General features: G+C 67.4%; 34 protein-coding genes. All 34 read left to right on the forward strand.

The genetic code is table 11. The features are described from left to right. The first annotated feature begins 142 nt into the window (after positions 1–142). The 34 genes from tuf (at position 143) to AC1UKG_RS22360 (ending at position 21,139) form a co-directional block, all read left to right on the forward strand. Positions 143–1,336 (forward strand): elongation factor Tu, encoded by a 1,194-nt coding sequence (gene tuf, locus AC1UKG_RS22195; protein ID WP_018735912.1) that lies wholly within the window; start codon positions 143–145, stop codon positions 1,334–1,336. Positions 1,337–1,685: 349 nt separating this feature from the next. Next, the gene (rpsJ, locus tag AC1UKG_RS22200) at positions 1,686–1,994 is read left to right on the forward strand and encodes a 30S ribosomal protein S10 (RefSeq protein WP_007073037.1); all 309 of its coding nucleotides are present in this window, start codon (positions 1,686–1,688) and stop codon (positions 1,992–1,994) included. Positions 1,995–2,005: 11 nt separating this feature from the next. Further along, entirely contained in the window at positions 2,006–2,665 is a 660-nt protein-coding gene (gene rplC, locus AC1UKG_RS22205; RefSeq protein WP_018744660.1) for a 50S ribosomal protein L3, read from the forward strand. Further along, a complete protein-coding gene (gene rplD, locus AC1UKG_RS22210; protein WP_018744659.1) occupies positions 2,662–3,312 on the forward strand; it encodes a 50S ribosomal protein L4 in 651 nt (216 codons plus the stop codon). Before rplC ends, rplD begins: the two co-directional genes overlap by 4 nt. Then, positions 3,309–3,611 carry a 50S ribosomal protein L23 gene (rplW, locus tag AC1UKG_RS22215; protein ID WP_012015123.1) on the forward strand — a complete coding sequence of 101 codons (303 nt, stop codon included), beginning with the start codon at positions 3,309–3,311 and terminating at the stop codon, positions 3,609–3,611. Before rplD ends, rplW begins: the two co-directional genes overlap by 4 nt. A 12-nt stretch (positions 3,612–3,623) precedes the next feature. Then, positions 3,624–4,463, forward strand: coding sequence for a 50S ribosomal protein L2 (gene rplB, locus AC1UKG_RS22220; RefSeq protein ID WP_018222583.1), 840 nt, complete (start codon positions 3,624–3,626; stop codon positions 4,461–4,463). Positions 4,464–4,475: 12 nt separating this feature from the next. Then, positions 4,476–4,757, forward strand: coding sequence for a 30S ribosomal protein S19 (rpsS, locus tag AC1UKG_RS22225; protein WP_012015121.1), 282 nt, complete (start codon positions 4,476–4,478; stop codon positions 4,755–4,757). Between the two features lie 40 nt (positions 4,758–4,797). Further along, complete coding sequence (gene rplV, locus AC1UKG_RS22230) at positions 4,798–5,253, forward strand: 50S ribosomal protein L22 (RefSeq protein WP_018744658.1); 456 nt, start codon at positions 4,798–4,800, stop codon at positions 5,251–5,253. Further along, positions 5,253–6,119, forward strand: a complete 867-nt coding sequence (gene rpsC / locus AC1UKG_RS22235) for a 30S ribosomal protein S3 (protein WP_012015119.1) — start codon at positions 5,253–5,255, stop codon at positions 6,117–6,119. Before rplV ends, rpsC begins: the two co-directional genes overlap by 1 nt. Before the next feature lie 3 nt (positions 6,120–6,122). Next, a complete protein-coding gene (rplP, locus tag AC1UKG_RS22240; RefSeq protein ID WP_007465292.1) occupies positions 6,123–6,548 on the forward strand; it encodes a 50S ribosomal protein L16 in 426 nt (141 codons plus the stop codon). Next, positions 6,548–6,784, forward strand: a complete 237-nt coding sequence (rpmC, locus tag AC1UKG_RS22245; RefSeq protein WP_016813717.1) for a 50S ribosomal protein L29 — start codon at positions 6,548–6,550, stop codon at positions 6,782–6,784. Before rplP ends, rpmC begins: the two co-directional genes overlap by 1 nt. Beyond that, positions 6,781–7,056 (forward strand): 30S ribosomal protein S17, encoded by a 276-nt coding sequence (gene rpsQ / locus AC1UKG_RS22250; RefSeq protein WP_018744657.1) that lies wholly within the window; start codon positions 6,781–6,783, stop codon positions 7,054–7,056. The genes rpmC and rpsQ overlap by 4 nt, the downstream gene beginning before the upstream one ends. 98 nt (positions 7,057–7,154) lie before the next feature. Continuing rightward, entirely contained in the window at positions 7,155–7,523 is a 369-nt protein-coding gene (gene rplN, locus AC1UKG_RS22255; protein ID WP_007073026.1) for a 50S ribosomal protein L14, read from the forward strand. Beyond that, positions 7,520–7,846, forward strand: a complete 327-nt coding sequence (rplX, locus tag AC1UKG_RS22260; RefSeq protein ID WP_018744656.1) for a 50S ribosomal protein L24 — start codon at positions 7,520–7,522, stop codon at positions 7,844–7,846. Before rplN ends, rplX begins: the two co-directional genes overlap by 4 nt. Continuing rightward, on the forward strand, positions 7,843–8,412 hold the full coding sequence (gene rplE, locus AC1UKG_RS22265) for a 50S ribosomal protein L5 (protein WP_012184318.1): 570 nt from the start codon (positions 7,843–7,845) through the stop codon (positions 8,410–8,412). The genes rplX and rplE overlap by 4 nt, the downstream gene beginning before the upstream one ends. A 1-nt stretch (position 8,413) precedes the next feature. Continuing rightward, positions 8,414–8,599: a type Z 30S ribosomal protein S14 gene (locus AC1UKG_RS22270; RefSeq protein WP_007073023.1), complete on the forward strand. Its 186-nt coding sequence runs from the start codon at positions 8,414–8,416 to the stop codon at positions 8,597–8,599. A gap of 93 nt (positions 8,600–8,692) precedes the next feature. Further along, positions 8,693–9,100, forward strand: a complete 408-nt coding sequence (gene rpsH, locus AC1UKG_RS22275; RefSeq protein WP_018729115.1) for a 30S ribosomal protein S8 — start codon at positions 8,693–8,695, stop codon at positions 9,098–9,100. Positions 9,101–9,116: 16 nt separating this feature from the next. Then, on the forward strand, positions 9,117–9,659 hold the full coding sequence (rplF, locus tag AC1UKG_RS22280; protein WP_018720668.1) for a 50S ribosomal protein L6: 543 nt from the start codon (positions 9,117–9,119) through the stop codon (positions 9,657–9,659). Continuing rightward, complete coding sequence (gene rplR / locus AC1UKG_RS22285; RefSeq protein ID WP_018217051.1) at positions 9,656–10,045, forward strand: 50S ribosomal protein L18; 390 nt, start codon at positions 9,656–9,658, stop codon at positions 10,043–10,045. Before rplF ends, rplR begins: the two co-directional genes overlap by 4 nt. Before the next feature lie 34 nt (positions 10,046–10,079). Next, a complete protein-coding gene (rpsE, locus tag AC1UKG_RS22290; RefSeq protein WP_018217050.1) occupies positions 10,080–10,694 on the forward strand; it encodes a 30S ribosomal protein S5 in 615 nt (204 codons plus the stop codon). Beyond that, positions 10,694–10,876 carry a 50S ribosomal protein L30 gene (gene rpmD, locus AC1UKG_RS22295; RefSeq protein ID WP_012015110.1) on the forward strand — a complete coding sequence of 61 codons (183 nt, stop codon included), beginning with the start codon at positions 10,694–10,696 and terminating at the stop codon, positions 10,874–10,876. Before rpsE ends, rpmD begins: the two co-directional genes overlap by 1 nt. Further along, complete coding sequence (gene rplO, locus AC1UKG_RS22300) at positions 10,876–11,319, forward strand: 50S ribosomal protein L15 (protein WP_018744655.1); 444 nt, start codon at positions 10,876–10,878, stop codon at positions 11,317–11,319. Before rpmD ends, rplO begins: the two co-directional genes overlap by 1 nt. Positions 11,320–12,224: 905 nt before the next feature. Next, positions 12,225–13,550, forward strand: a complete 1,326-nt coding sequence (gene secY / locus AC1UKG_RS22305) for a preprotein translocase subunit SecY (protein WP_018744653.1) — start codon at positions 12,225–12,227, stop codon at positions 13,548–13,550. After that, positions 13,551–14,204 (forward strand): adenylate kinase, encoded by a 654-nt coding sequence (locus AC1UKG_RS22310; RefSeq protein WP_018744652.1) that lies wholly within the window; start codon positions 13,551–13,553, stop codon positions 14,202–14,204. Positions 14,205–14,282: 78 nt separating this feature from the next. Beyond that, positions 14,283–15,128, forward strand: coding sequence for a type I methionyl aminopeptidase (gene map, locus AC1UKG_RS22315; RefSeq protein WP_482643063.1), 846 nt, complete (start codon positions 14,283–14,285; stop codon positions 15,126–15,128). Positions 15,129–15,730: 602 nt separating this feature from the next. Further along, entirely contained in the window at positions 15,731–15,952 is a 222-nt protein-coding gene (gene infA, locus AC1UKG_RS22320; RefSeq protein ID WP_007073013.1) for a translation initiation factor IF-1, read from the forward strand. Between the two features lie 92 nt (positions 15,953–16,044). Next, positions 16,045–16,158: a 50S ribosomal protein L36 gene (gene rpmJ / locus AC1UKG_RS22325; protein ID WP_012184307.1), complete on the forward strand. Its 114-nt coding sequence runs from the start codon at positions 16,045–16,047 to the stop codon at positions 16,156–16,158. 266 nt (positions 16,159–16,424) lie between these two features. After that, positions 16,425–16,805: a 30S ribosomal protein S13 gene (rpsM, locus tag AC1UKG_RS22330; protein WP_018744650.1), complete on the forward strand. Its 381-nt coding sequence runs from the start codon at positions 16,425–16,427 to the stop codon at positions 16,803–16,805. A gap of 18 nt (positions 16,806–16,823) precedes the next feature. After that, the gene (gene rpsK / locus AC1UKG_RS22335) at positions 16,824–17,231 is read left to right on the forward strand and encodes a 30S ribosomal protein S11 (RefSeq protein ID WP_012015102.1); all 408 of its coding nucleotides are present in this window, start codon (positions 16,824–16,826) and stop codon (positions 17,229–17,231) included. A gap of 13 nt (positions 17,232–17,244) precedes the next feature. Next, positions 17,245–17,871, forward strand: a complete 627-nt coding sequence (rpsD, locus tag AC1UKG_RS22340) for a 30S ribosomal protein S4 (RefSeq protein ID WP_018222594.1) — start codon at positions 17,245–17,247, stop codon at positions 17,869–17,871. 97 nt (positions 17,872–17,968) lie between these two features. Next, entirely contained in the window at positions 17,969–18,991 is a 1,023-nt protein-coding gene (locus tag AC1UKG_RS22345) for a DNA-directed RNA polymerase subunit alpha (protein WP_018217041.1), read from the forward strand. A 32-nt stretch (positions 18,992–19,023) separates the two neighbouring features. After that, complete coding sequence (gene rplQ / locus AC1UKG_RS22350) at positions 19,024–19,596, forward strand: 50S ribosomal protein L17 (RefSeq protein WP_018744649.1); 573 nt, start codon at positions 19,024–19,026, stop codon at positions 19,594–19,596. A gap of 68 nt (positions 19,597–19,664) precedes the next feature. Continuing rightward, entirely contained in the window at positions 19,665–20,495 is an 831-nt protein-coding gene (gene truA / locus AC1UKG_RS22355) for a tRNA pseudouridine(38-40) synthase TruA (RefSeq protein WP_018744648.1), read from the forward strand. 38 nt (positions 20,496–20,533) lie between these two features. Next, the gene (locus AC1UKG_RS22360; protein ID WP_018744647.1) at positions 20,534–21,139 is read left to right on the forward strand and encodes a methyltransferase; all 606 of its coding nucleotides are present in this window, start codon (positions 20,534–20,536) and stop codon (positions 21,137–21,139) included. Positions 21,140–21,143: the final 4 nt, after the last annotated feature.

Here is a 21,143-nt window from a genome sequence, read left to right on the forward strand (position 1 = left end):
GATTCCGGGACTGTAGGCTTCATCGCCGCAGAGCCCACAAATGGCTTCCCGGCCGTCAGGCCGGAAAGGCTGTCGACAGAGTCCTAAGCGCCGACCGGCGCACCGGGGCGAACGAACCAAGAAAGTCCACAGGAGGACACCAGTGGCGAAGGCGAAGTTCGAGCGGACTAAGCCGCACGTCAACATCGGCACCATTGGTCACATCGACCACGGTAAGACGACGCTGACGGCGGCCATCACCAAGGTCCTGCACGACCAGTACCCGGACCTGAACCCGTACATGCCGTTCGACGAGATCGACAAGGCGCCGGAGGAGAAGGCCCGCGGCATCACGATCTCGATCGCGCACGTCGAGTACCAGACCGAGGCGCGGCACTACGCGCACGTCGACTGCCCCGGGCACGCCGACTACATCAAGAACATGATCACCGGTGCGGCCCAGATGGACGGCGCGATCCTCGTGGTCGCGGCGACCGATGGCCCGATGCCGCAGACCCGCGAGCACGTGCTGCTGGCCCGCCAGGTTGGCGTGCCGTACATCGTCGTGGCGCTCAACAAGAGCGACATGGTTGACGACGAGGAGCTCCTTGAGCTCGTCGAGCTCGAGGTCCGTGAGCTGCTCTCCTCGCAGGAGTACCCGGGCGACGACCTGCCGGTCGTGCGGGTGTCCGCGCTGAAGGCCCTTGAGGGTGACCCGGAGTGGGGCGGCAAGCTCATGGAGCTGATGACCGCGGTCGACACCTCGATCCCGCAGCCGGAGCGCGAGACCGAGAAGCCGTTCCTCATGCCGATCGAGGATGTCTTCACGATCACCGGTCGGGGCACGGTCGTCACCGGTCGCGCCGAGCGTGGCGTGCTGAAGCCGAACGAGGAGGTGGAGCTCGTCGGTATCCGCGAGAAGTCGACGAAGACCACCTGCACCGGCATCGAGATGTTCCGCAAGCTGCTGGACGAGGCGCGCGCGGGTGAGAACGTCGGTCTGCTGCTGCGTGGTGTGAAGCGCGAGGATGTCGAGCGCGGCATGGTCGTCATCAAGCCGGGCACCGCCACCCCGCACACCGAGTTCGAGGCGACGGTCTACATCCTCTCCAAGGAGGAGGGCGGCCGCCACACGCCGTTCTTCCAGAACTACCGTCCGCAGTTCTACTTCCGGACCACGGACGTTACCGGCGTCGTTACCCTCCCCGAGGGTACCGAGATGGTCATGCCGGGCGACAACACCACGATGACCGTGAAGCTGATCCAGCCCGTCGCGATGGAGGAGAACCTCAAGTTCGCGATCCGCGAGGGTGGCCGCACGGTTGGCGCGGGTCGCGTCACCAAGATCATCCAGTGAGCTAGGTAACCCCGATTAGGCATGCCGCCGCCCGTGCGGCATACTGGTCAGGTTGCGTAACGATGATTCCCTCGTTCGCGTTCGGCAGCGCCGAACCTCCGGGCGGGGGAATCAGTCGGGCGCAGGGTGGTCAGCGATGTGTTCGCTGACCACCCTCGCGCGGCGTCTAGGTCGCCGTAGTGCGATCGACGTGATGACCCACCGCGGCAGGATCGCTCCGGAATCCCGGGGCGGATTCTGAACCGAGGGCGCGACACGCCCGACCGCGGGGGTCGGCGAAGCGGGCCCGGTGCCATTCGGCGCGGGCGTCCGCAACACAGCGGCATCGAGAGAAGGAACAGAAGCCACTATGGCGGGACAGAAGATCCGCATCCGGCTCAAGGCCTATGACCACGAGGTCGTCGACTCCTCGGCTCGGAAGATCGTCGAGACGGTGACGCGCACCGGGGCGCAGGTCGCAGGCCCGGTGCCGCTGCCCACGGAGATCAACCGTTTCTGCGTTATCCGCTCGCCGCACAAGTACAAGGACTCGCGCGAGCACTTCGAGATGCGCACGCACAAGCGGCTGATCGACATTATCGACCCGACCCCGAAGACGGTCGACTCGCTCATGCGCCTCGACCTGCCGGCTGGCGTCGACATCGAGATCAAGCTGTAGGGATCGGACAAATGGACAGGCAAGTCAAGGGGATCCTGGGCGCGAAGCTCGGCATGACCCAGGTCTGGGACAACAACCGTGTTGTTCCGGTGACTGTGGTGCAGGCCGGCCCGTGTGTCGTCAGTCAGGTCCGTAGCCAGGAGACGGACGGCTACGAGGCGGTCCAGTTGGCGTACGGCGCCATCGACCCACGCAAGGTCAAGAAGCCGATCAGCGGACACTTCGCAAAGGCCGAGGTCGCGCCGCGCCGGCGCATCGTCGAGCTGCGCACGACCGACGCCGCCGAGTACTCGCTCGGCCAGGAGGTCACGGTCGAGGAGTTCCCGGCCGGTATCTCGGTCGACGTGACCGGAAAGACCAAGGGCAAGGGCTACGCCGGCCCGATGAAGCGGCACGGTTTCCACGGTCTGCGCGCCAGCCACGGTGTGGAGCGCAAGCACCGGTCGCCGGGCTCGATCGGCGGCTGCGCCACTCCGGGGCGCGTCTTCAAGGGCACCCGGATGGCCGGCCGGATGGGTGGTGTGCGCTACACCGTCCAGAACCTCACCGTCCAGGCGGTTGACACCGAGAACAATCTCCTGCTCGTCCGGGGTGCCATCCCTGGTCCCAAGGGCGCGCTGGTCCTGGTTCGCACTGCGGCCAAGGCGAAGAAGGGTGGGGCAGCCAAGTGACCACCGTTGATGTCCTCACCGTCGAAGGTACCAAGGCCGGCTCCGTCGAGTTGCCCGCTGACATCTTCGACGCGCAGGCCAACATCGCGCTGATGCACCAGGTTGTGGTGGCTCAGCTCGCGGCGGCTCGACAGGGCACGCACAAGACCAAGACGCGGGGCGAGGTCGCCGGCGGCGGCAAGAAGCCCTACAAGCAGAAGGGGACCGGCCGGGCCCGTCAGGGCTCGATCCGCGCACCGCAGTTCGCCGGAGGCGGCGTGGTGCACGGCCCGGTGCCGCGTGACTACAGCCAGCGGACCCCGAAGAAGATGAAGGCCGCCGCGCTGCGGGGTGCCCTCTCGGACCGGGCCCGCGCCGACAAGGTGCACGTCGTTGAGGCGTTCGTCGCCGGTGAGCAGCCGTCGACGAAGGCGGCCCTGGCCACCTTGGCGAAGCTGACCGACGCACGCCGGGTGCTGGTGGTGCTTAGCAGCACCGACGAGCTGAACTGGGTGTCGCTGCGCAACGAGCCGCGGGTGCACCTGATCGAGTCCGGCCAGCTCAACACGTACGACGTGCTGCTGGCCGACGACGTGGTCTTCACCAAGGAGGCCCTGGAGGAGTTCCTGGGCGTTCCCGCTGAGACCACCGAGGAGGGTGGCAAGTGAGCACGATCGCCGACCCGCGCGACATCATCATTGCGCCGGTCGTCTCGGAGAAGAGCTACAGCGAGCTGAACCGTAACTGGTACACGTTCCTGGTGCACCCGGACGCGAACAAGACCGCGATCAAGATCGCCATTGAGCAGATCTTCAACGTCCGCGTCCTTACGGTCAACACGCTCAACCGCGTGGGTAAGCGCAAGCGGACCCGGACCGGGTTCGGTAAGCGCAAGGACACCAAGCGGGCGATGGTGAAGCTGGCTGACGGTGACCGTATCGAGGCCTTCGGCGGCCCGGTCAGCTGAGGGGTGTAGACAATGGCTATCCGTAAGTACAAGCCGACGACGCCGGGCCGGCGTGGCTCGAGCGTTGCCGACTTCGCCGAGATCACCCGGTCCACGCCGGAGAAGTCGCTGCTGGCCCCGCTGCCGAAGAAGGGCGGGCGTAACGCCCACGGTCGGATCACCGCCCGGCACCAGGGTGGCGGCCACAAGCGTCAGTACCGAATCATCGACTTCAAGCGGGTCGACAAGGACGGCGTGCCGGCGAAGGTCGCGCACATCGAGTACGACCCGAACCGCACCGCGCGGATCGCGCTGCTGCACTTCCTGGACGGCGAGAAGCGGTACATCCTCGCACCGAAGGACCTGAAGCAGGGCGACATCGTCGAGTCGGGTCCGGGCGCCGACATCAAGCCGGGCAACAACCTGCCGCTGCGGAACATCCCGGTCGGTCTGACGATCCACAACGTGGAGCTGCGTCCGGGCGGCGGTGCCAAGCTGGCCCGCTCCGCGGGGACGGGAATCCAGCTGCTCGGCCGGGAGGGCGCCTACGCGACCCTGCGTATGCCCTCCGGTGAGATCCGTCGCGTTGACGTGCGCTGCCGGGCCAGCATCGGTGAGATCGGCAACGCCGACCAGTCAAACATCAACTGGGGCAAGGCCGGCCGGATGCGGTGGAAGGGCAAGCGCCCGACCGTCCGTGGTGTCGCCATGAACCCGGTCGACCACCCGCACGGTGGTGGTGAGGGTAAGACCTCCGGTGGCCGTCACCCGGTCAACCCGCAGGGTAAGCCCGAGGGCCGTACCCGTCGTAAGGGCCAGCCGAGTGACCGGCTGATCGTCCGCCGTCGCTACGCCACGCGTAAGCGCGGCTGAGGGAGATAAGAGATGCCTCGCAGCCTGAAGAAGGGCCCGTTCATCGACGACCACCTGCTCAAGAAGGTGGAGACGCAGAACGACAAGGGCACGAAGAACGTCATCAAGACCTGGTCGCGGCGCTCGACGATCATCCCGGAGATGCTGGGCCACACGATCGCTGTGCACGACGGACGGAAGCACGTCCCGGTGTTCGTGACCGAGGCGATGGTCGGGCACAAGCTCGGCGAGTTCGCGCTGACCCGCACGTTCAAGGGTCACGAGAAGGACGACCGGAAGAGCCGTCGGCGCTGACGCCGCGGGCATACGGATAGAGGAACAAGGGGTTACAGCGATGCCAGGAAAGGGCGACGCTCCGGTGCTTCCGGGCGCGCGGGCGGTTGCGCGATACGTGCGCATCTCGCCGATGAAGGCGCGCCGGGTGGTCAACCTCGTCCGCGGCCTGCCCGCGAAGGAGGCGCTCACGGTGCTGCAGTTCGCGCCACAGGCCGCGAGCGAGCAGGTGTACAAGGTACTCGCGAGCGCGATCGCCAACGCGGAGAACAACGAGCGGCTGGACCCCGACGCGTTGCTCGTCCGCGAGGCGTACGTGGACGAGGGCCCGACGATGAAGCGGTTCCAGCCGCGCGCCCAGGGTCGGGCGTACCGGATCCGGAAGCGCACCTCGCACATCACGGTGGTGGTTGAGGCGGTCGCGCCGGCTGCGCCGAAGAAGGCGGCGGCGAAGGCGGCCCCGGCGAAGGAGACCACGCCAGCTGCGACCGAGAGCAAGACGGAGGGTGCCGAGTAATGGGTCAGAAGGTTCACCCGCACGGGTTCCGGCTCGGCATCTCGACCGACTGGAAGTCGCGCTGGTTCGCGGACAAGCTCTACAAGGACTACGTCGGCGAGGATGTCAAGATCCGGCGGATGATGTCCAAGGGCCTGGAGCGGGCGGGTATCTCCAAGGTCGACATCGAGCGCACCCGGGACCGGGTCCGCGTCGACATCCACACCGCCCGGCCGGGCATCGTGATCGGCCGTAAGGGTGCTGAGGCCGACCGGATCCGCGGGAAGCTGGAGAAGCTGACCGGCAAGCAGGTTCAGCTCAACATCATCGAGGTGAAGAGCCCGGAGTCGGACGCGCAGCTCGTCGCGCAGGGCGTGGCCGAGCAGCTGTCCAGCCGGGTCAGCTTCCGTCGGGCGATGCGCAAGGCTATGCAGTCGGCGATGAAGAACCCGGTCTGCAAGGGCATCCGGGTGCAGGTCTCGGGGCGGCTCGGCGGCGCCGAGATGAGCCGGACCGAGTTCTACCGCGAGGGCCGGGTACCGCTGCACACGCTGCGGGCCAACATCGAGTACGGCTTCTTTGAGGCCCGGACCACCTTCGGCCGGATCGGTGTGAAGGTGTGGATCTACAAGGGCGACGCGGTGCCGGGCCGGGAGACCCCGGCCGAGGCTCCGTCGCGTCCGCGCCGGGAGCGCGGCGACCGCTCGGAGCGTCCGCGTCGGGGTAGGTCCGGTTCGTCCGGCACCACCGCTGGTGGCACCGAGGCCGGCCGGGCCGCCGCGACCACCATCGCGCAGGCGGCTGAGACGCCGAGCGGCGAGTCGGTGGACGCTGGCGCGGTCGCGTCGGCCGCTACCCAGCCGGCAGAAACGCAGCAGGAGGGCTGACAGATGCTGATGCCGCGCAAGCCCCCGAAGGGCTTCCGCAAGCCGCACCACCCGGACCGCAGTGGCGCGTCCAAGGGCGGTAACCGGGTGGTGTTCGGCGAGTTCGGGATCCAGGCTCTCGAGCCGGCCTACGTGACCAACCGCCAGATCGAGTCGGCGCGTATCGCGATGACCCGGCACATCAAGCGTGGTGGCAAGGTCTGGATCACGATCTTCCCGGACCAGGCGCTCACCAAGAAGCCGGCGGAGACCCGGATGGGTTCCGGTAAGGGCTCTCCCGAGTGGTGGGTCGCGAACGTGAAGCCGGGGCGGGTTCTCTTCGAGATGTCCTTCCCCAACGAGCAGATCGCGCGTGAGGCGATGCGTCGCGCGATCCACAAGCTCCCGATGAAGTGCCGGATTGTTACACGCGAAGTGGGTGAATCCTGATGGCAGCGGGCGTTAAGGCCGGCGAGCTGCGTGAGCTCTCCGAGGAGGAGTTGGTCACGAAGCTGCGCGAGGCTAAGGCGGAGCTGTTCAACCTCCGCGTGCAGGCCGCAACCGGGCAGCTGGACAACAACCGGCGGCTGCAGGTCATTCGTCGGGAGATCGCCCGGATCTACACGATCATGCGTGAACGCGAGCTGGGGCTCTCGGCCGCGCCGACTGAGGTGACTGCAGGATGAGCGAGAACACCACCGCGACCACGCGGGCCCGCCGGAAGGTTCGTGAGGGCCTCGTGGTCAGCGACAAGATGGACAAGACGGTTGTCGTCGAGGTCGAGGACCGCGTCAAGCACGGGCTGTACGGCAAGATCATGCGCCGCACCAGCAAGCTGAAGGTCCACGACGAGCAGAACTCGGCCGGCCTCGGCGACCGGGTCCTGATCATGGAGACCCGGCCGTTGTCTGCCACCAAGCGGTGGCGGCTCGTGGAGATCCTCGAGAAGGCCAAGTAGCGAAGGCTCGAGCTCGGCCGGTTCCGGTCGGGCGCAGGTTCCGCCAGGCTCCGGCCGCCGGGGTGCGGCCGGAGAACCGGCAGACATAGGAGATAGACGTGATTCAGCAGGAGTCGCGACTGCGCGTCGCCGACAACACGGGTGCCCGGGAGATCCTGTGCATCCGGGTGCTCGGTGGCTCCGGTCGGCGCTACGCGAGCATCGGCGACGTCATCGTGGCCACCGTTAAGGACGCGATCCCGGGCGCCGGTGTCAAGAAGGGCGATGTCGTGAAGGCGGTCGTCGTTCGTACCGCCAAGGAGAAGCGGCGGCCGGACGGCTCGTACATCCGCTTCGACGAGAACGCCGCCGTCATCATCAAGGACGGCGGGGATCCGCGTGGCACCCGTATCTTCGGCCCGGTTGGCCGGGAACTGCGGGACAAGCGGTTCATGAAGATTATTTCTCTCGCGCCGGAGGTGTTGTGACCGTGAAGGTCAGGAAGGGCGACACGGTCCTCGTCATCGCCGGCAAGGACAAGGGCGCCAAGGGTAAGGTCATCGCGGCCTACCCGCGGCAGGACAAGGTCCTGGTCGAGGGCGTGAACCGGGTCAAGAAGCACACTCGCATCAGCACCACCCAGCGTGGCGCGAAGACCGGTGGCATCGTCACCCAGGAGGCTCCGATCCACGTCTCGAACGTGATGGTCGTGGACTCCGACGGCAAGCCGACCCGGGTCGGTTACCGGATCGACGACAATGGCCAGAAGGTCCGCATCGCGCGTAGCACCGGTAAGGACCTGCCATCATGACCACGGCTACCGAAACCAAGACCATGCCGCGCCTCAAGGAGCGGTACCGCAACGAGATCGTGGGCCAGCTGCGGGAGCAGTACAAGTACGGCAACCCGATGCAGGTGCCGGGCCTGGTCAAGATCGTCGTCAACATGGGCGTCGGCGAGGCCGCTCGGGACGCCAAGTTGATCGACGGTGCGGTCCGCGATCTGGCTACCATCACCGGCCAGAAGCCGCAGGTTAGGCGGGCCACCAAGTCCATCGCGCAGTTCAAGCTGCGGGAGGGGATGCCGATCGGCGCGAAGGTCACTCTGCGCGGCGACCGGATGTGGGAGTTCCTGGACCGGCTGCTCTCCATCGCGCTGCCGCGAATCCGTGACTTCCGCGGTCTCGACGGGCGCAAGCTCGACGGGAACGGCAACTACACGTTCGGTCTGACCGAGCAGTCGGTGTTCCACGAGATCGACCAGGACAAGATCGATCGCCAGCGGGGCATGGACATCACGGTGGTCACCACCGCCACGACCGACGATGAGGGCCGGGCGCTGCTCAAGTTCCTGGGCTTCCCGTTCAAGGAGAACTGAGATGGCGAAGAAGGCGCTGATCCTCAAGGCTGCCGCGAAGCCGAAGTTCTCGGTTCGCGCGTACACCCGCTGCCAGCGCTGCGGGCGTCCGAAGGCGGTCTACCGCAAGTTCGGTCTCTGCCGGGTCTGCATCCGGGAGATGGCCCACCGCGGTGAGCTGCCCGGCGTGTCCAAGGCTTCCTGGTAATAGCCCGGCGCGCTCCGCGCGTCAGCTGCACTGTCTCTTCGCCGTAGGCCCGGGACCAACCGGGAACCCCGGCGAGAAAGGTTGACGAGTTTAATGACGATGACCGACCCGATCGCAGACATGCTCACGCGTCTGCGTAACGCCAACCAGGCGTACCACGACCGGGTGACGATGCCCTACTCGAAGATCAAGGCGAATATCGCCGAGGTCCTCAAGTCCGAGGGGTACATCAGCACCTGGGTGGTCGAGGAGCCCGAGGAGAGCGCCGTCGGCAAGCGACTGGTCGTCGAGCTGAAGTACGGCCAGAACCGCGAGCGGAGCCTGGCTGGCATCAAGCGCGTGTCCAAGCCCGGCCTTCGGGTGTACGCCAAGTCGGGTGAGCTCCCGCGGGTGCTCGGCGGGCTTGGCGTGGCGATCATTTCGACGTCCCAGGGGCTGCTTACCGATCGGCAGGCCCGCAAGCGGAGCGTTGGCGGGGAAGTCCTCGCCTTCGTCTGGTAACGGGAGACAGGTAGAAATGTCGCGTATTGGACGTAAGTCGATCCCGGTGCCAGCCGGCGTTGACGTCACGATCGCCGGCCAGACCGTCACGGTCAAGGGCCCCAAGGGCGAACTCTCGCACACCGTCGCCGAGCCGATCACGATCGAGCGGGCGGAGGACGGGCAGCTGAACGTGGCTCGCCCGAACGACGAGCGCAAGGCCAAGGAGCTGCACGGACTGAGCCGCACCCTGGTCGCCAACATGATCGTCGGTGTCACCGAGGGGTACCGGAAGAGTCTGGAGATCGCGGGCACCGGTTACCGGGTTACCGCGAAGGGGAAGGACCTCGAGTTCGCGCTCGGGTTCTCGCACCCGGTCACCGTGGTGGCGCCGGAGGGCATCACCTTCTCGGTGGAGAAGCCGACGCTGTTCCACGTGGCCGGCATCAACAAGCAGCTGGTCGGCGAGGTCGCCGCGAACATCCGGAAGATCCGTCCGCCGGAGCCCTACAAGGGCAAGGGCGTGAAGTACCAGGGTGAAGTGATCCGCCGTAAGGCCGGAAAGGCAGGTAAGAAGTGAGCGCCACGCTGCTCAAGCGTCGCCGCGGTGTCGCCGCCAAGCGCGCCGTCGGGCGGGCGCGCCGGCACTTCCGGGTCCGCCGGCAGGTCAGTGGGACGCCCGCGCGTCCCCGCCTGGTGGTCACCCGTTCGCTGCGGCACATCGTTGCCCAGATCGTGGACGACACCAAGGGGCACACCCTGGTGTCGGCCTCGACCCTGGATGCCTCGCTGCGGGGCACCGAGGGCGACAAGAGTGTTCTGGCCGGCAAGGTCGGCGTCCTGCTCGCCGAGCGGGCGAAGGCCGCTGGTATCGCCAAGGTCGTCTTCGACCGCGGTGGCAACCGGTACGCGGGGCGGGTCGCCGCGCTAGCCGACGCCGCCCGCGAAGCCGGGCTCGAGTTCTGACAAACCCCGTCACGAGAGAGAAGGAAGGCTGCTGATGCCAGGTCAACAGCGCCGTGGCGGCGGGTCCGGTGGCAACGAGGGTGGTCGCCGCGACAACCGCCGTGAGGGCGGCCGCGGAAACGCGCCCGTCGAGAAGACCCCGCACCTCGAGCGGGTCGTCGCAATCAACCGCGTCGCAAAGGTCGTGAAGGGTGGTCGTCGCTTCAGCTTCACCGCCCTGGTGATCGTGGGCGACGGCGACGGCACCGTCGGTGTGGGCTACGGAAAGGCCAAGGAGGTGCCCGCTGCCATCGCCAAGGGTGTCGAGGAGGCCAAGAAGCACTTCTTCAAGGTGCCGCGGATCGGTCAGTCGATCCCGCACCCGGTGCAGGGCGAGGATGCCGCTGGTGTCGTGCTGCTGAAGCCGGCTTCGGCCGGTACCGGCGTCATCGCCGGCGGTCCGGTCCGTGCCGTGCTGGAGTGCGCCGGCATTCACGATGTGCTCTCGAAGAGCCTCGGGTCGTCCAACCCGATCAACATCGTGCACGCCACGCTGGCGGCGCTGAAGGGGCTTGAGTCCCCCGAGGCCGTCGCCTCCCGGCGGGGCCTGCCGGTCGAGGACGTTGCGCCGGCGGCGATGCTGGCATCGCGGGCGGAGGTGGCGTCCTGATGGCTCGCCTGAAGGTCACCCAGGTCCGGTCCGAGATTGGGACCAAGCAGAACCAGCGGGACTCGCTGCGTTCGCTCGGGCTCAAGCGGATCAATGACGTGGTGGTCAAGGAGGACCGTCCGGAGATTCGCGGCATGATCTTCACGGTCAACCACCTCGTGAAGGTCGAGGAGGTCGAGTAATGACGATCAAGGTCCACCACCTGCGTCCGGCGCCGGGCGCCAAGATGGCCAAGACCCGGGTGGGTCGTGGTGAGGGCTCCAAGGGCAAGACCGCCGGTCGCGGTACCAAGGGGTCGAAGGCCCGGAAGAACATCTCGGCGGCGTTCGAGGGTGGGCAGATGCCTATCCACATGCGGTTGCCGAAGATGAAGGGCTTCAAGAACAAGTTCAAGGTGACCTTCCAGGTCGTCAACCTGGAGCGGCTCGCCGAGCTGTTCCCGAACGGCGGCCAGGTTGGCCCGGCCGAGCTGGTCGATGCCGGTGCGGTCCGTAAGGGCCAGCCGGTCAAGGTTCTCGGAACCGGTGACCTCGGCGGCGTGACTCTCCAGGTCTCGGCGCAGGCGTTCAGCGCGTCGGCCAAGGAGAAGATCACTGCTGCCGGTGGTTCGATCACCGAGCTTTAAGAGATCCGCGGCGTGGGCAGGTCGGGAAACCGGTCCTGGCCACGCCGCAACTCGTTGTCCGTCGTTTTGCGGCGTGGGCTTGGTTTCCGGAAACGTGAGGCGTTCCGAATCGGCTACGGTGTGGTTCAGCTGGCTGATTGAACGACCGGAGAAGCCCACCGCGTGTGGTCGTGGCCGATCGAGGCCACCTTCAGATTCGTTTCCCGAAAGAGTGAGGCCGTAGCTTTACGGTCCGCCTCCGCTGCGGCTGCGGTAGCTTCGGGAAGAGACTGGTCGTATTAGTCGCGGGTATATTTTGTGTGAGCTGACCGACGGGCAGCGGACGCTTGTTTGTTTTCGGGTGCTGCCGTGCCAAGACCCGGCCACACTCCAAGCCCCGATTCGGTAATGGTCAGCGATACCGCTCTCGCGCTCGCGCGGGCATACCTGATGCGGACTTCACCGATCATGGAGGCGGCGCGGGTGAGGCTCGGCTGGAGTGCGATGAGCACCAGCATGGCGGTGGCATCAAAGACCGAGGCCGAGATCGAGCCCGAAGCTGGAGTCGGGTCGGGGCGCACCGGAGTTGTTCATAGCTGTTCGCTATAGTGGCAACAATTCTGCACGCTAGCGCACGGGTGGTGCCGGGTCAATAGAAGATTCTAGACTTGATAAATCGTTGCGTCGCTCTCTTGTGGTCTGATGTGCGGGTAGGTGCTCCGGGCCCCGATCCGGGAGACCGTAGGGGTTCGGCCCCTCGTCTGTCGGCTCCGTATGCCGCGCCTGGTGGAACCAGACATGTAGGCACCCAGTGGTGTGGTGTTGGGCAAGCCTGTTAAGGTGTGACCTCGGCGTCGTCTAGGTCGCCAGTCTGATGGTGCCCGTGTTGGCGAATGGCCACGCGGCCTTCGCGCAGGAGGAAGAACTTGCTGTCTGCCTTTCTCAGTGCGTTCCGTACGCCTGACCTGCGCAAGAAGCTGCTGTTCACGATCGGTATCATTGCGATCTACCGCTTGGGTGCCGCACTGCCCAGCCCCGGTGTGTCGTACACCAACGTGCAGAAGTGCATCGATGCGACCCAGGGCAGCACCGGCGTACTGAACCTGCTCAACCTCTTCTCCGGCGGGGCGTTGCTGCAGCTCTCGGTCTTCGCGTTGGGCATCATGCCCTACATCACCGCGTCGATCATCCTGCAGCTGTTGACTGTGGTGATCCCCCGGTTGGAGCAGCTCCGTAAGGAGGGCCAGGCCGGCCAAGCGAAGATCACGCAGTACACCCGCTACCTGACCCTCGGGCTCGGTGTCCTGCAGGCATCGGCCTTCGTGGCGCTGGCCCGCTCCGGACAGCTCTTCAACAACCAGTGCGACCAGTTCCCGATCATCCCGGAAGGGACCGGTATCCCGGACTGGCTGACCCTGAGCATCCTGGTCATGACGATGACCGCGGGCACCGGCGTGGTGATGTGGCTCGGCGAGCTGATCACCGACCGGGGCGTCGGCAACGGCATGTCCGTGCTGATCTTCACCTCGATCGCGGCCCGGCTCCCCGCCGAGGGCTGGACGATCAAGGAGAGCCAGGGCTGGGCCAAGTTCCTGCTCGTCGTTGCCCTGGTGCTGGTCATCATCACCGCGGTCACCTTCATCGAGCAGTCGCAGCGTCGGATCCCGGTGCAGTACGCCAAGCGGATGATTGGCCGGCGGATGTACGGCGGCACGTCGACCTACATCCCGCTGAAGGTGAACCAGGCGGGTGTCATCCCGGTCATCTTCGGTTCGTCACTGCTCTACCTGCCGCAGCTGGCCCTGCAGTTCTTCGACCAGACCGACCCAGGTCGGACCCAGGTGTGGATCCGGGACAACCTGGTCGATCCGACCAGCCCGATCTACATCGTGGTCTACTTCCTGCTGATCATCTTCTTCACGTACTTCTACGTCTCGATCACCTTCAACCCGTCCGAGGTCGCGGACAACATGAAGAAGTACGGCGGTTTCGTGCCGGGTATCCGTCCGGGCAAGCCGACCGCCGACTACCTCGACTTCATCCTCAGCCGGATCACCCTGGCCGGTGCGCTCTACCTGGCCGTCGTCTCGATCCTGCCGAACTTCTTCTTCATCTGGCTCGACCGCCAGCAATACCTGAACTTCCCGTTCGGCGGTACCGCAGTGCTGATCATGGTTGGTGTCGGTCTGGAAACCACCAAGCAGATCGAGAGCCAGCTGATGCAGCGGAACTACGAAGGGTTCCTGCGGTAGATGAGACTCGTTCTGGTTGGCCCGCCGGGTGCGGGCAAGGGTACGCAGGCAGAGTTCGTCGCCGCGCACCTCGCGGTGCCGAAGATCTCGACTGGGGATATCTTCCGGTCCAACGTCTCGCAGGGCACGCCCCTCGGGGTCCAGGCCAAGCGGTACATGGACGCCGGCGAGTTGGTGCCGGACGAGGTGACCATCAACATGGTCCGGGACCGGCTCGCCGAACCGGACGCCAGTGCGGGGTTCCTCCTCGACGGCTTCCCGCGGACCACCCCACAGGCGGCCGCGTTGGACAAGCTCCTCGTTGACCTGGGCGCGGCGTTGGACCTGGTGCTGGAGTTGGTGGTTGACGACGACGAAGTCGTGCGACGGCTCTCCGGCCGGCGTACCTGCCGGGGCTGCGGCAAGGTCTGGCACGTCGAGTTCGACGCCCCCAGTCAGGAGGGGCGCTGCGACCGGTGCGGCGGCGAGTTGTTCCAGCGCGACGACGACAAGCCGGAGACCATCGCCACCCGGTTGCGGGAGTACGCGGACAAGACCGCGCCCCTGGTGGATTACTACGGCGCCCAGAGCAAGCTGGTGGGCATCGACGCCACCGGCCCGGTGGAGGATGTCACCGTTCGTGCAATCGACGCTCTGCGGTCCTACAGCGGCTGAGCCTCAGCACCGCGGACAGAGACCCGGTAGCGGTACGTGGCGGCGTGCTCCGCTCTTCGGTGAGAAAGGTTTACCCCGATGCGTCGTCCCCAGCTGGATATCCAGCTGAAGACCCCTGACCAGATCGAGAAGATGCGCGCCGCCGGGTTGGTGGTCGCGGAGGCGTTGCGCCGGATGCGGGAGGCGGTGGCTCCCGGCGTCAGTACCGCGGAGTTGGACGCGATCGCCGAGTCGACGATCCGGGCGGCGGGGGCAACCCCGTCCTTCCAGGGCTACCATGGCTTCCCCGCCTCGATCTGCGCCTCTGTCAATGAGCAGGTCGTGCATGGCATCCCGGCCCCCACCCAGGTGCTCCGGGATGGAGACATCATCTCCCTCGACTGCGGTGCGGTGCTGGACGGTTGGCACGGGGATGCGGCCATCACCGTCGCGGTGGGCGACGTGGACCCGGCCTTGCTGAGGATGGCCGCAGTCGCCGAGGACGCGATGTGGGCCGGCATCGCCGCCGCCGCCCGCGGTGCTGCCAGTGGCAGGGGACGGCTTACGGACATCTCCCACGCCGTCGAGACAGCGGTCCGCAAGGGCGGACGGTACGGCATCGTTGACGGGTATGGCGGTCACGGAATCGGCACCGAGATGCACCAGGATCCACACGTGCTCAACCACGGCCGCCCGGGTAAGGGGCCCCGGTTGGTGCCGGGGCTGGCGCTGGCCATCGAGCCGATGATCACGCTGGGCTCGCCCCGGACGGCGGAGCTGGCCGATGGCTGGACGGTGGTGACGCGGGACGGCTCCCGGGCGGTGCACGTGGAGCACAGCGTGGCGCTGTTGCCGGACGGGGTGTGGGTGCTCACCGCGGTCGACGGAGGGCGGGAGCGCCTCGGTGACCTGGTTACCGCCCGGCAGCCGGCGGTTACCGGCTGAGCAGAGGCCCGAGACCGGCCTGCTCGGCCGAGGAGTTGTCCGGCGACCGGTTCACTGGCCGGTTGGACGCTCGGCGGGCGCCGCTGGTGACCGGGGTCGATGGGGCGATGACCTGGTGGCCTTCTTCCGACTCCGGCTGGGGCTGCCGTTGCACCTCCGCCCCCGGCTGGTGGCTGCTGTGGCACCCTCCGACTCCGGGCGGTGACTCCGGCGGGTGCGGCGGTTCCGTTCCCGCCGGCCTCGGCTGGTGGAATCGGCCGCTCCTGTTCCGCGGTAGCCCTGGCCGGTGACAGCCCCGGGCCTTCGGTAGGTTGTCGACGGGGTGCTCTGGCCCGCCCCCCCAGTAGCCGGACGGGGCCGGCGATGATGACCCGATCGTCCGGTTCGGTGAGGTCAACCGCCGGGTCGGGTGGGCGGTTTGGCGACGGCCTACGGGCCGGCGTACACTTTCTGATCGGCGCACAGCGTCCACTCCGGCATGCCCGCCCGCGCTTCGGCGGGTGCTGGAGCCGCGGCTGGCGCGGGGTACCTGATTTCGATCAGTCATCCCGTGAAAGACGTTGTGGCCGTCCGGAGCAACCGACGTCAGGACAGCGGAGGACATGCCGAAAAAAGACGGAGCCATCGAGATCGAGGGCCGGGTCATCGAGCCCCTGCCGAACGCCATGTTCCGGGTGGAGCTCGCGAACGGGCACAAGGTGCTGGCTCACATCAGCGGCAAGATGCGGCAGCACTACATCCGTATCCTGCCGGAGGACCGGGTCGTCGTCGAACTTTCGCCGTACGACCTGACCCGAGGGCGCATCGTCTACCGCTACAAGTAAGCCTGACGGCGGCCGGGTGAGTCCCGTGTCCGTCTTCGTCGCCTGGAGTCGCGCTCGTCGCGTCGCCGGGCCAGATCGGAAGTAAGGCAACCGTGAAGGTCAAGCCGAGCGTCAAGCGGATCTGTAACAAGTGCCGGGTGATCCGCCGGCACGGCCGGGTCATGGTCATCTGCACCGACCCGCGCCACAAGCAGCGTCAGGGCTGACTGTCCGGCCGGTCGTGACAACGCGACCGGTCGACACCGGCCCCGGCCGCAGATTCCGTCACAACACAGCACATGCTCGTTCCAGCCGCAGGGAGTGCGCAGCGCGTACCTCGTCGTGGTTGACCCCCGGTCGGAGGCCGGGGCCCGCTCGGGCAGCGACCGAACCGGTCGCCGGCGTCGGTATCGGCGTCGGAGATCGAGTTGGTCGGTAGCGGGATGGGACGGGACCACACCTCCGCCAGAAACCACGAGGAGTACGCCCGCACATGGCACGGCTAGCCGGCGTGGATCTCCCCCGCGAGAAGCGGTTGGAGATCGCGCTCACCTACATCTTCGGCGTGGGTCGCACCCGCGCCCTGGAGACGCTCGCCGCTACCGGCATCTCGCCGGACAAGCGCGCCCGGGACCTCACGGACGAGGAGCTCGTGCAGCTCCGCGACCACATCGAGGCCAACTACAAGGTCGAGGGTGACCTGCGCCGCGAGGTCGCCGCGGACATCCGTCGCAAGGTCGAGATCGGCTGCTACGCCGGCATCCGGCACCGCCGGGGCCTACCGGTTCGTGGTCAGCGGACGCGGACCAACGCCCGCAGCCGCAAGGGCCCGAAGCGGACCGTCGCCGGCAAGAAGAAGCCCGGCAGGAAGTAATAGGAGCGCAGAAGACTTATGCCACCGAAGGCTCGTGCCGGAGCCGCCGTCAAGAAGGTCCGGCGCAAGGAACGCAAGAACGTCGCCCACGGCCAGGCGCACATCAAGAGCACCTTCAACAACACCATCGTGTCCGTCACGGACCCGACCGGTGCGGTCATCTCCTGGGCCTCCGCCGGCCAGGTTGGCTTCAAGGGCTCGCGCAAGTCGACTCCGTTCGCCGCTCAGCTGGCCGCCGAGGCCGCCGCGCGTCGCGCGATGGAGCACGGCATGCGCAAGGTCGACGTGTTCGTCAAGGGCCCCGGTTCCGGCCGGGAGACCGCCATCCGTTCGCTGCAGGCCGTCGGCCTTGAGGTCGGTCAGATCTCCGACGTGACCCCGCAGCCGCACAACGGGTGCCGTCCGCCGAAGCGTCGCCGGGTCTGAGAGGTAGGAAGAGATGGCTCGTTACACCGGTGCTGACTGCCGCCGTTGCCGGCGGGAGAAGATGAAGCTGTTCCTCAAGGGCAGCAAGTGCGATGGCCCGAAGTGCCCGTTCGAGTCCCGGCCGTTCCCGCCCGGACAGCACGGCCGTGGCCGCACGAAGGAGACGGAGTACCTGCTCCAGCACCGCGAGAAGCAGAAGGCCCGCCGGGTGTACGGCGTGCTGGAGAAGCAGTTCCGCGGTTACTACGACGAGGCCGTGGCGAAGCAGGCCAAGACCGGTGAGGTCCTCCTGCAGATCCTCGAGTCGCGGCTGGACAACGTGGTCTACCGGGCCGGCTACGCCAAGTCCCGGGACATGGCCCGGCAGCTGGTCAAGCACGGTCACTTCACGGTGAACGGCAAGAAGGTCGACATCCCGTCGTACCGCGTCAAGGAGCACGACATCATCGAGGTCCGGGGCAAGAGCAAGGAGCTCACCCCGTTCCTGGTGGCGCAGGCCGAGGCCGGCTCCAAGAGCGTGCCGGCGTGGCTGGAGGCCATTCCGAGCCAGATGAAGGTGCTCGTGCACTCGCTCCCGAGCCGCCAGGTGATCGACACCCAGGTCCAGGAGCAGCTGATCGTCGAGCTCTACTCCAAGTAGGAGTTCGGGTGGTGGTCCGCCCCCTTCCGTGGGCGGACCACCGCAACAGTGTGTCGTGGGCGTCATATGGCGGGCGCCCCGGAAGAAAAGAGAAGAGATGCTCATCTCCCAGCGGCCCTCGCTCTCCGAGGAGTCGATCAACGAGACCCGGTCCCGGTTCACCATTGAGCCGCTGGAGCCCGGCTTCGGCTACACCCTGGGTAACTCGCTGCGCCGGACGCTGTTGTCGTCCATCCCCGGCGCGGCGGTGACCTCGATCAAGATCGACGGTGTGCTGCACGAGTTCACCACGATCCCCGGGGTCAAGGAGGATGTGGTCGAGCTCGTCATGAACATCAAGGAGCTCTGCGTCAGCTCCGAGCATGACGAGCCGGTCAGCATGTACCTGCGTAAGCAGGGCCCGGGTGACGTGACCGCGGGTGACATCCAGCCCCCGGCTGGCGTCTCGGTGCACAACCCGGACCTGAAGCTCGCCACCCTCAACGGCAAGGGCCGGCTTGACATGGAGCTGACCGTCGAGCGGGGCCGTGGCTACGTCACCGCGGCGCAGAACAAGCAGGCGGGTGCCGAGATCGGTCGGATCCCGGTCGACTCGATCTACTCGCCGGTCCTCCGGGTCACCTACCGGGTCGAGGCGACCCGGGTCGAGCAGCGGACCGACTTCGATCGGCTGATCATCGATGTCGAGTCCAAGCCGTCGATGGGACCCCGCACGGCTCTGGCCTCGGCCGGTTCCACGCTGGTCGAGCTCTTCGGCCTGGCCCGGGAGCTGGACGAGACCGCGGAGGGCATCGACATCGGGCCGTCCCCGCAGGACGCCCAGCTGGCAGCGGATCTGGCGCTGCCGATCGAGGAGCTGGACCTCACCGTCCGCTCCTACAACTGCCTCAAGCGCGAGGGCATCAACACCGTTGGTGAGCTCATTGGGCGTACCGAGGCTGACCTCCTCGACATCCGTAACTTCGGCCAGAAGTCGATCGACGAGGTCAAGATGAAGCTCGCTGGGATGGGCTTGGGGCTGAAGGACTCGGCCCCGAACTTCGACCCGGCGAACGTCGTGGACGCCTTCGGTGAGGCCGACTACGACACCGAGGACTACCGCGAGACTGAGCAGCTGTAAGCGCGGCTGAGGATTGACGAGGAGCACCGAGAATGCCCACGCCCACCAAGGGTGCCCGCCTCGGCGGCAGCCCGGCGCACGAGCGGTTGATGCTGGCCAACCTGGCCACGTCGCTGTTCCAGCACGGCAAGATTCAGACCACCGAGACCAAGGCCCGGCGACTGCGCCCGCTCGCGGAGCAGCTGATCACCAAGGCGAAGCGCGGTGACCTGGCCGCCCGGCGTCGGGTGCTCGCGGTCGTCAAGGACAAGGACGTGGTCTACACCCTGTTCGACCAGATCGCGCCCCGGTACGCCAACCGCAACGGTGGCTACACCCGGATCGTGAAGACCGGTCCGCGCAAGGGTGACGCCGCTCCGATGGCGATCATCGAGCTGGTCGAGGAGCTGGAGGTCGCCGAGCCGAAGGCGAACAAGAAGACCGCCGGCCGTAAGGCCGCGCAGCAGGACAAGGTCGAGGCGCTCGCCCCGGCTGCGGAACCCCCGGCACCGGCCAGCGGCGACCAGGACGCCGAGGCTCCCGCCTCGGTCTCGGGTGACACCGCTGCGGCCCGCGCGGACAGCGACCTCGCTGTCGAGGAGAACAACGAGCAGAACAAGGCCTGATCGGCCAGGCTCCCGTCGGGCCCGACACCCACCCGGGTGTCGGGCCCGACGCGTGGAAGGGGACAGGAGTGCAGGAGCGCACCCGGGTACGGCTGGATGTCTCGTACGACGGCACCGACTTCTCCGGCTGGGCGGTCCAGCCGCAGCGGCGTACGGTCGCGGGTGCCCTCGTGGCCGCGCTTGACCTGGTACTCGGTGCCGGCGCGGCGACCGGGCTCACCGTCGCCGGCCGGACCGATGCCGGCGTGCACGCCATCGGGCAGGTCTGCCACGTCGACCTGCTGACCGAGGTGTGGCACCAGCATGAGACCACCCTGCTGCGGCGGCTGGCCCGGCTGCTCCCCGCCGACGTGCGGGTACGGGCGATGACGGGAGCGCCGGACGACTTCGACGCCCGCTTCTCGGCGACCTTCCGGCGGTACGAGTACCGGGTCACCGACGCGCCCTGGGGCGCCGAGCCGTTGCGGCGCCACGACACGTTGGCCTGGCCGAGCCGGCTCGACCTGGCCGCGCTGACCGCGGCCGCCGATGGGCTGGTGGGGGAGCACGACTTCGCCGCATACTGCCGGCGTAAGGAGAACGCGACGACGCTGCGGGAGGTGACCCGGCTGGACTGGCGGCGTGCCCCGGACGGAATTCTCGTGGCGACCGTGCAGGCGGACGCCTTCTGTCAGGCGATGGTGCGCAGTCTGGTCGGTGCGATGCTGGCCGTCGGGGACGGCCGCCGCCCTGCCGACTGGCCGGCCGGTCTGCTGACCCGTCGGGAGCGCGCCAGCGAGGTGAACGTCGCCCCGGCACACGGCTTGACCCTGGTGTCGGTGGGCTACCCGGACGACCCGGCTGAGTATGCCCGCCGGGCTACCCTGACCCGCCGGTTGCGGGTGCCACCGCCGGCCTGAGGCGCGGCGCCGGCGGGGCCGGTGCGAGAATCCATGCTGTGACCGGCGACCACTACTTCACTGCTGAACCGTCGGCTGCCGCCCAACCCCGGGAGGTGGTCTTCTCCGCGGCCGGCCGCGACTACACCCTGGCCTCGGCCGGTGGTGTCTTCTCCGCCGGGCGGCTCGACCCGGGGACGGCGGTGCTGCTGCGCAAGGCCGAGCTACCGGCGCCGGAGAGCACCGGTCACCTGCTCGACCTCGGCTGCGGATTCGGGCCGATCACGTGTGTGCTCGCCACCTCGGTGCCGTCGGCCGCCGTCTGGGCCGTCGATGTCAACGAGCGGGCTCGGGAGCTGACCACGGCCAACGCCGCGCGGGTCGGGGCGGCGGCCCGGGTTCGGGTCGTCCCGCCGGACGCGGTTCCAGCGGCGGTGACCTTCGACCAGATCTGGTCGAACCCGCCGATCCGGATCGGCAAGAACGAGCTGCATCAGCTCCTGCTGAGCTGGCTGCCCCGGCTGGCACCGGACGGGGTGGCCTGGCTGGTCGTCGCCCGGCACCTCGGCGGTGACTCGTTGCACCGCTGGCTCTCCGAGCGGGGCTGGGAGGTCGCGCGACCGGCGAGCCAGAAGGGCTACCGGGTGCTGCGGGTGACCCGGTAAAACG

Source organism: Salinispora sp. CH2A1_6, assembly GCF_056820975.1.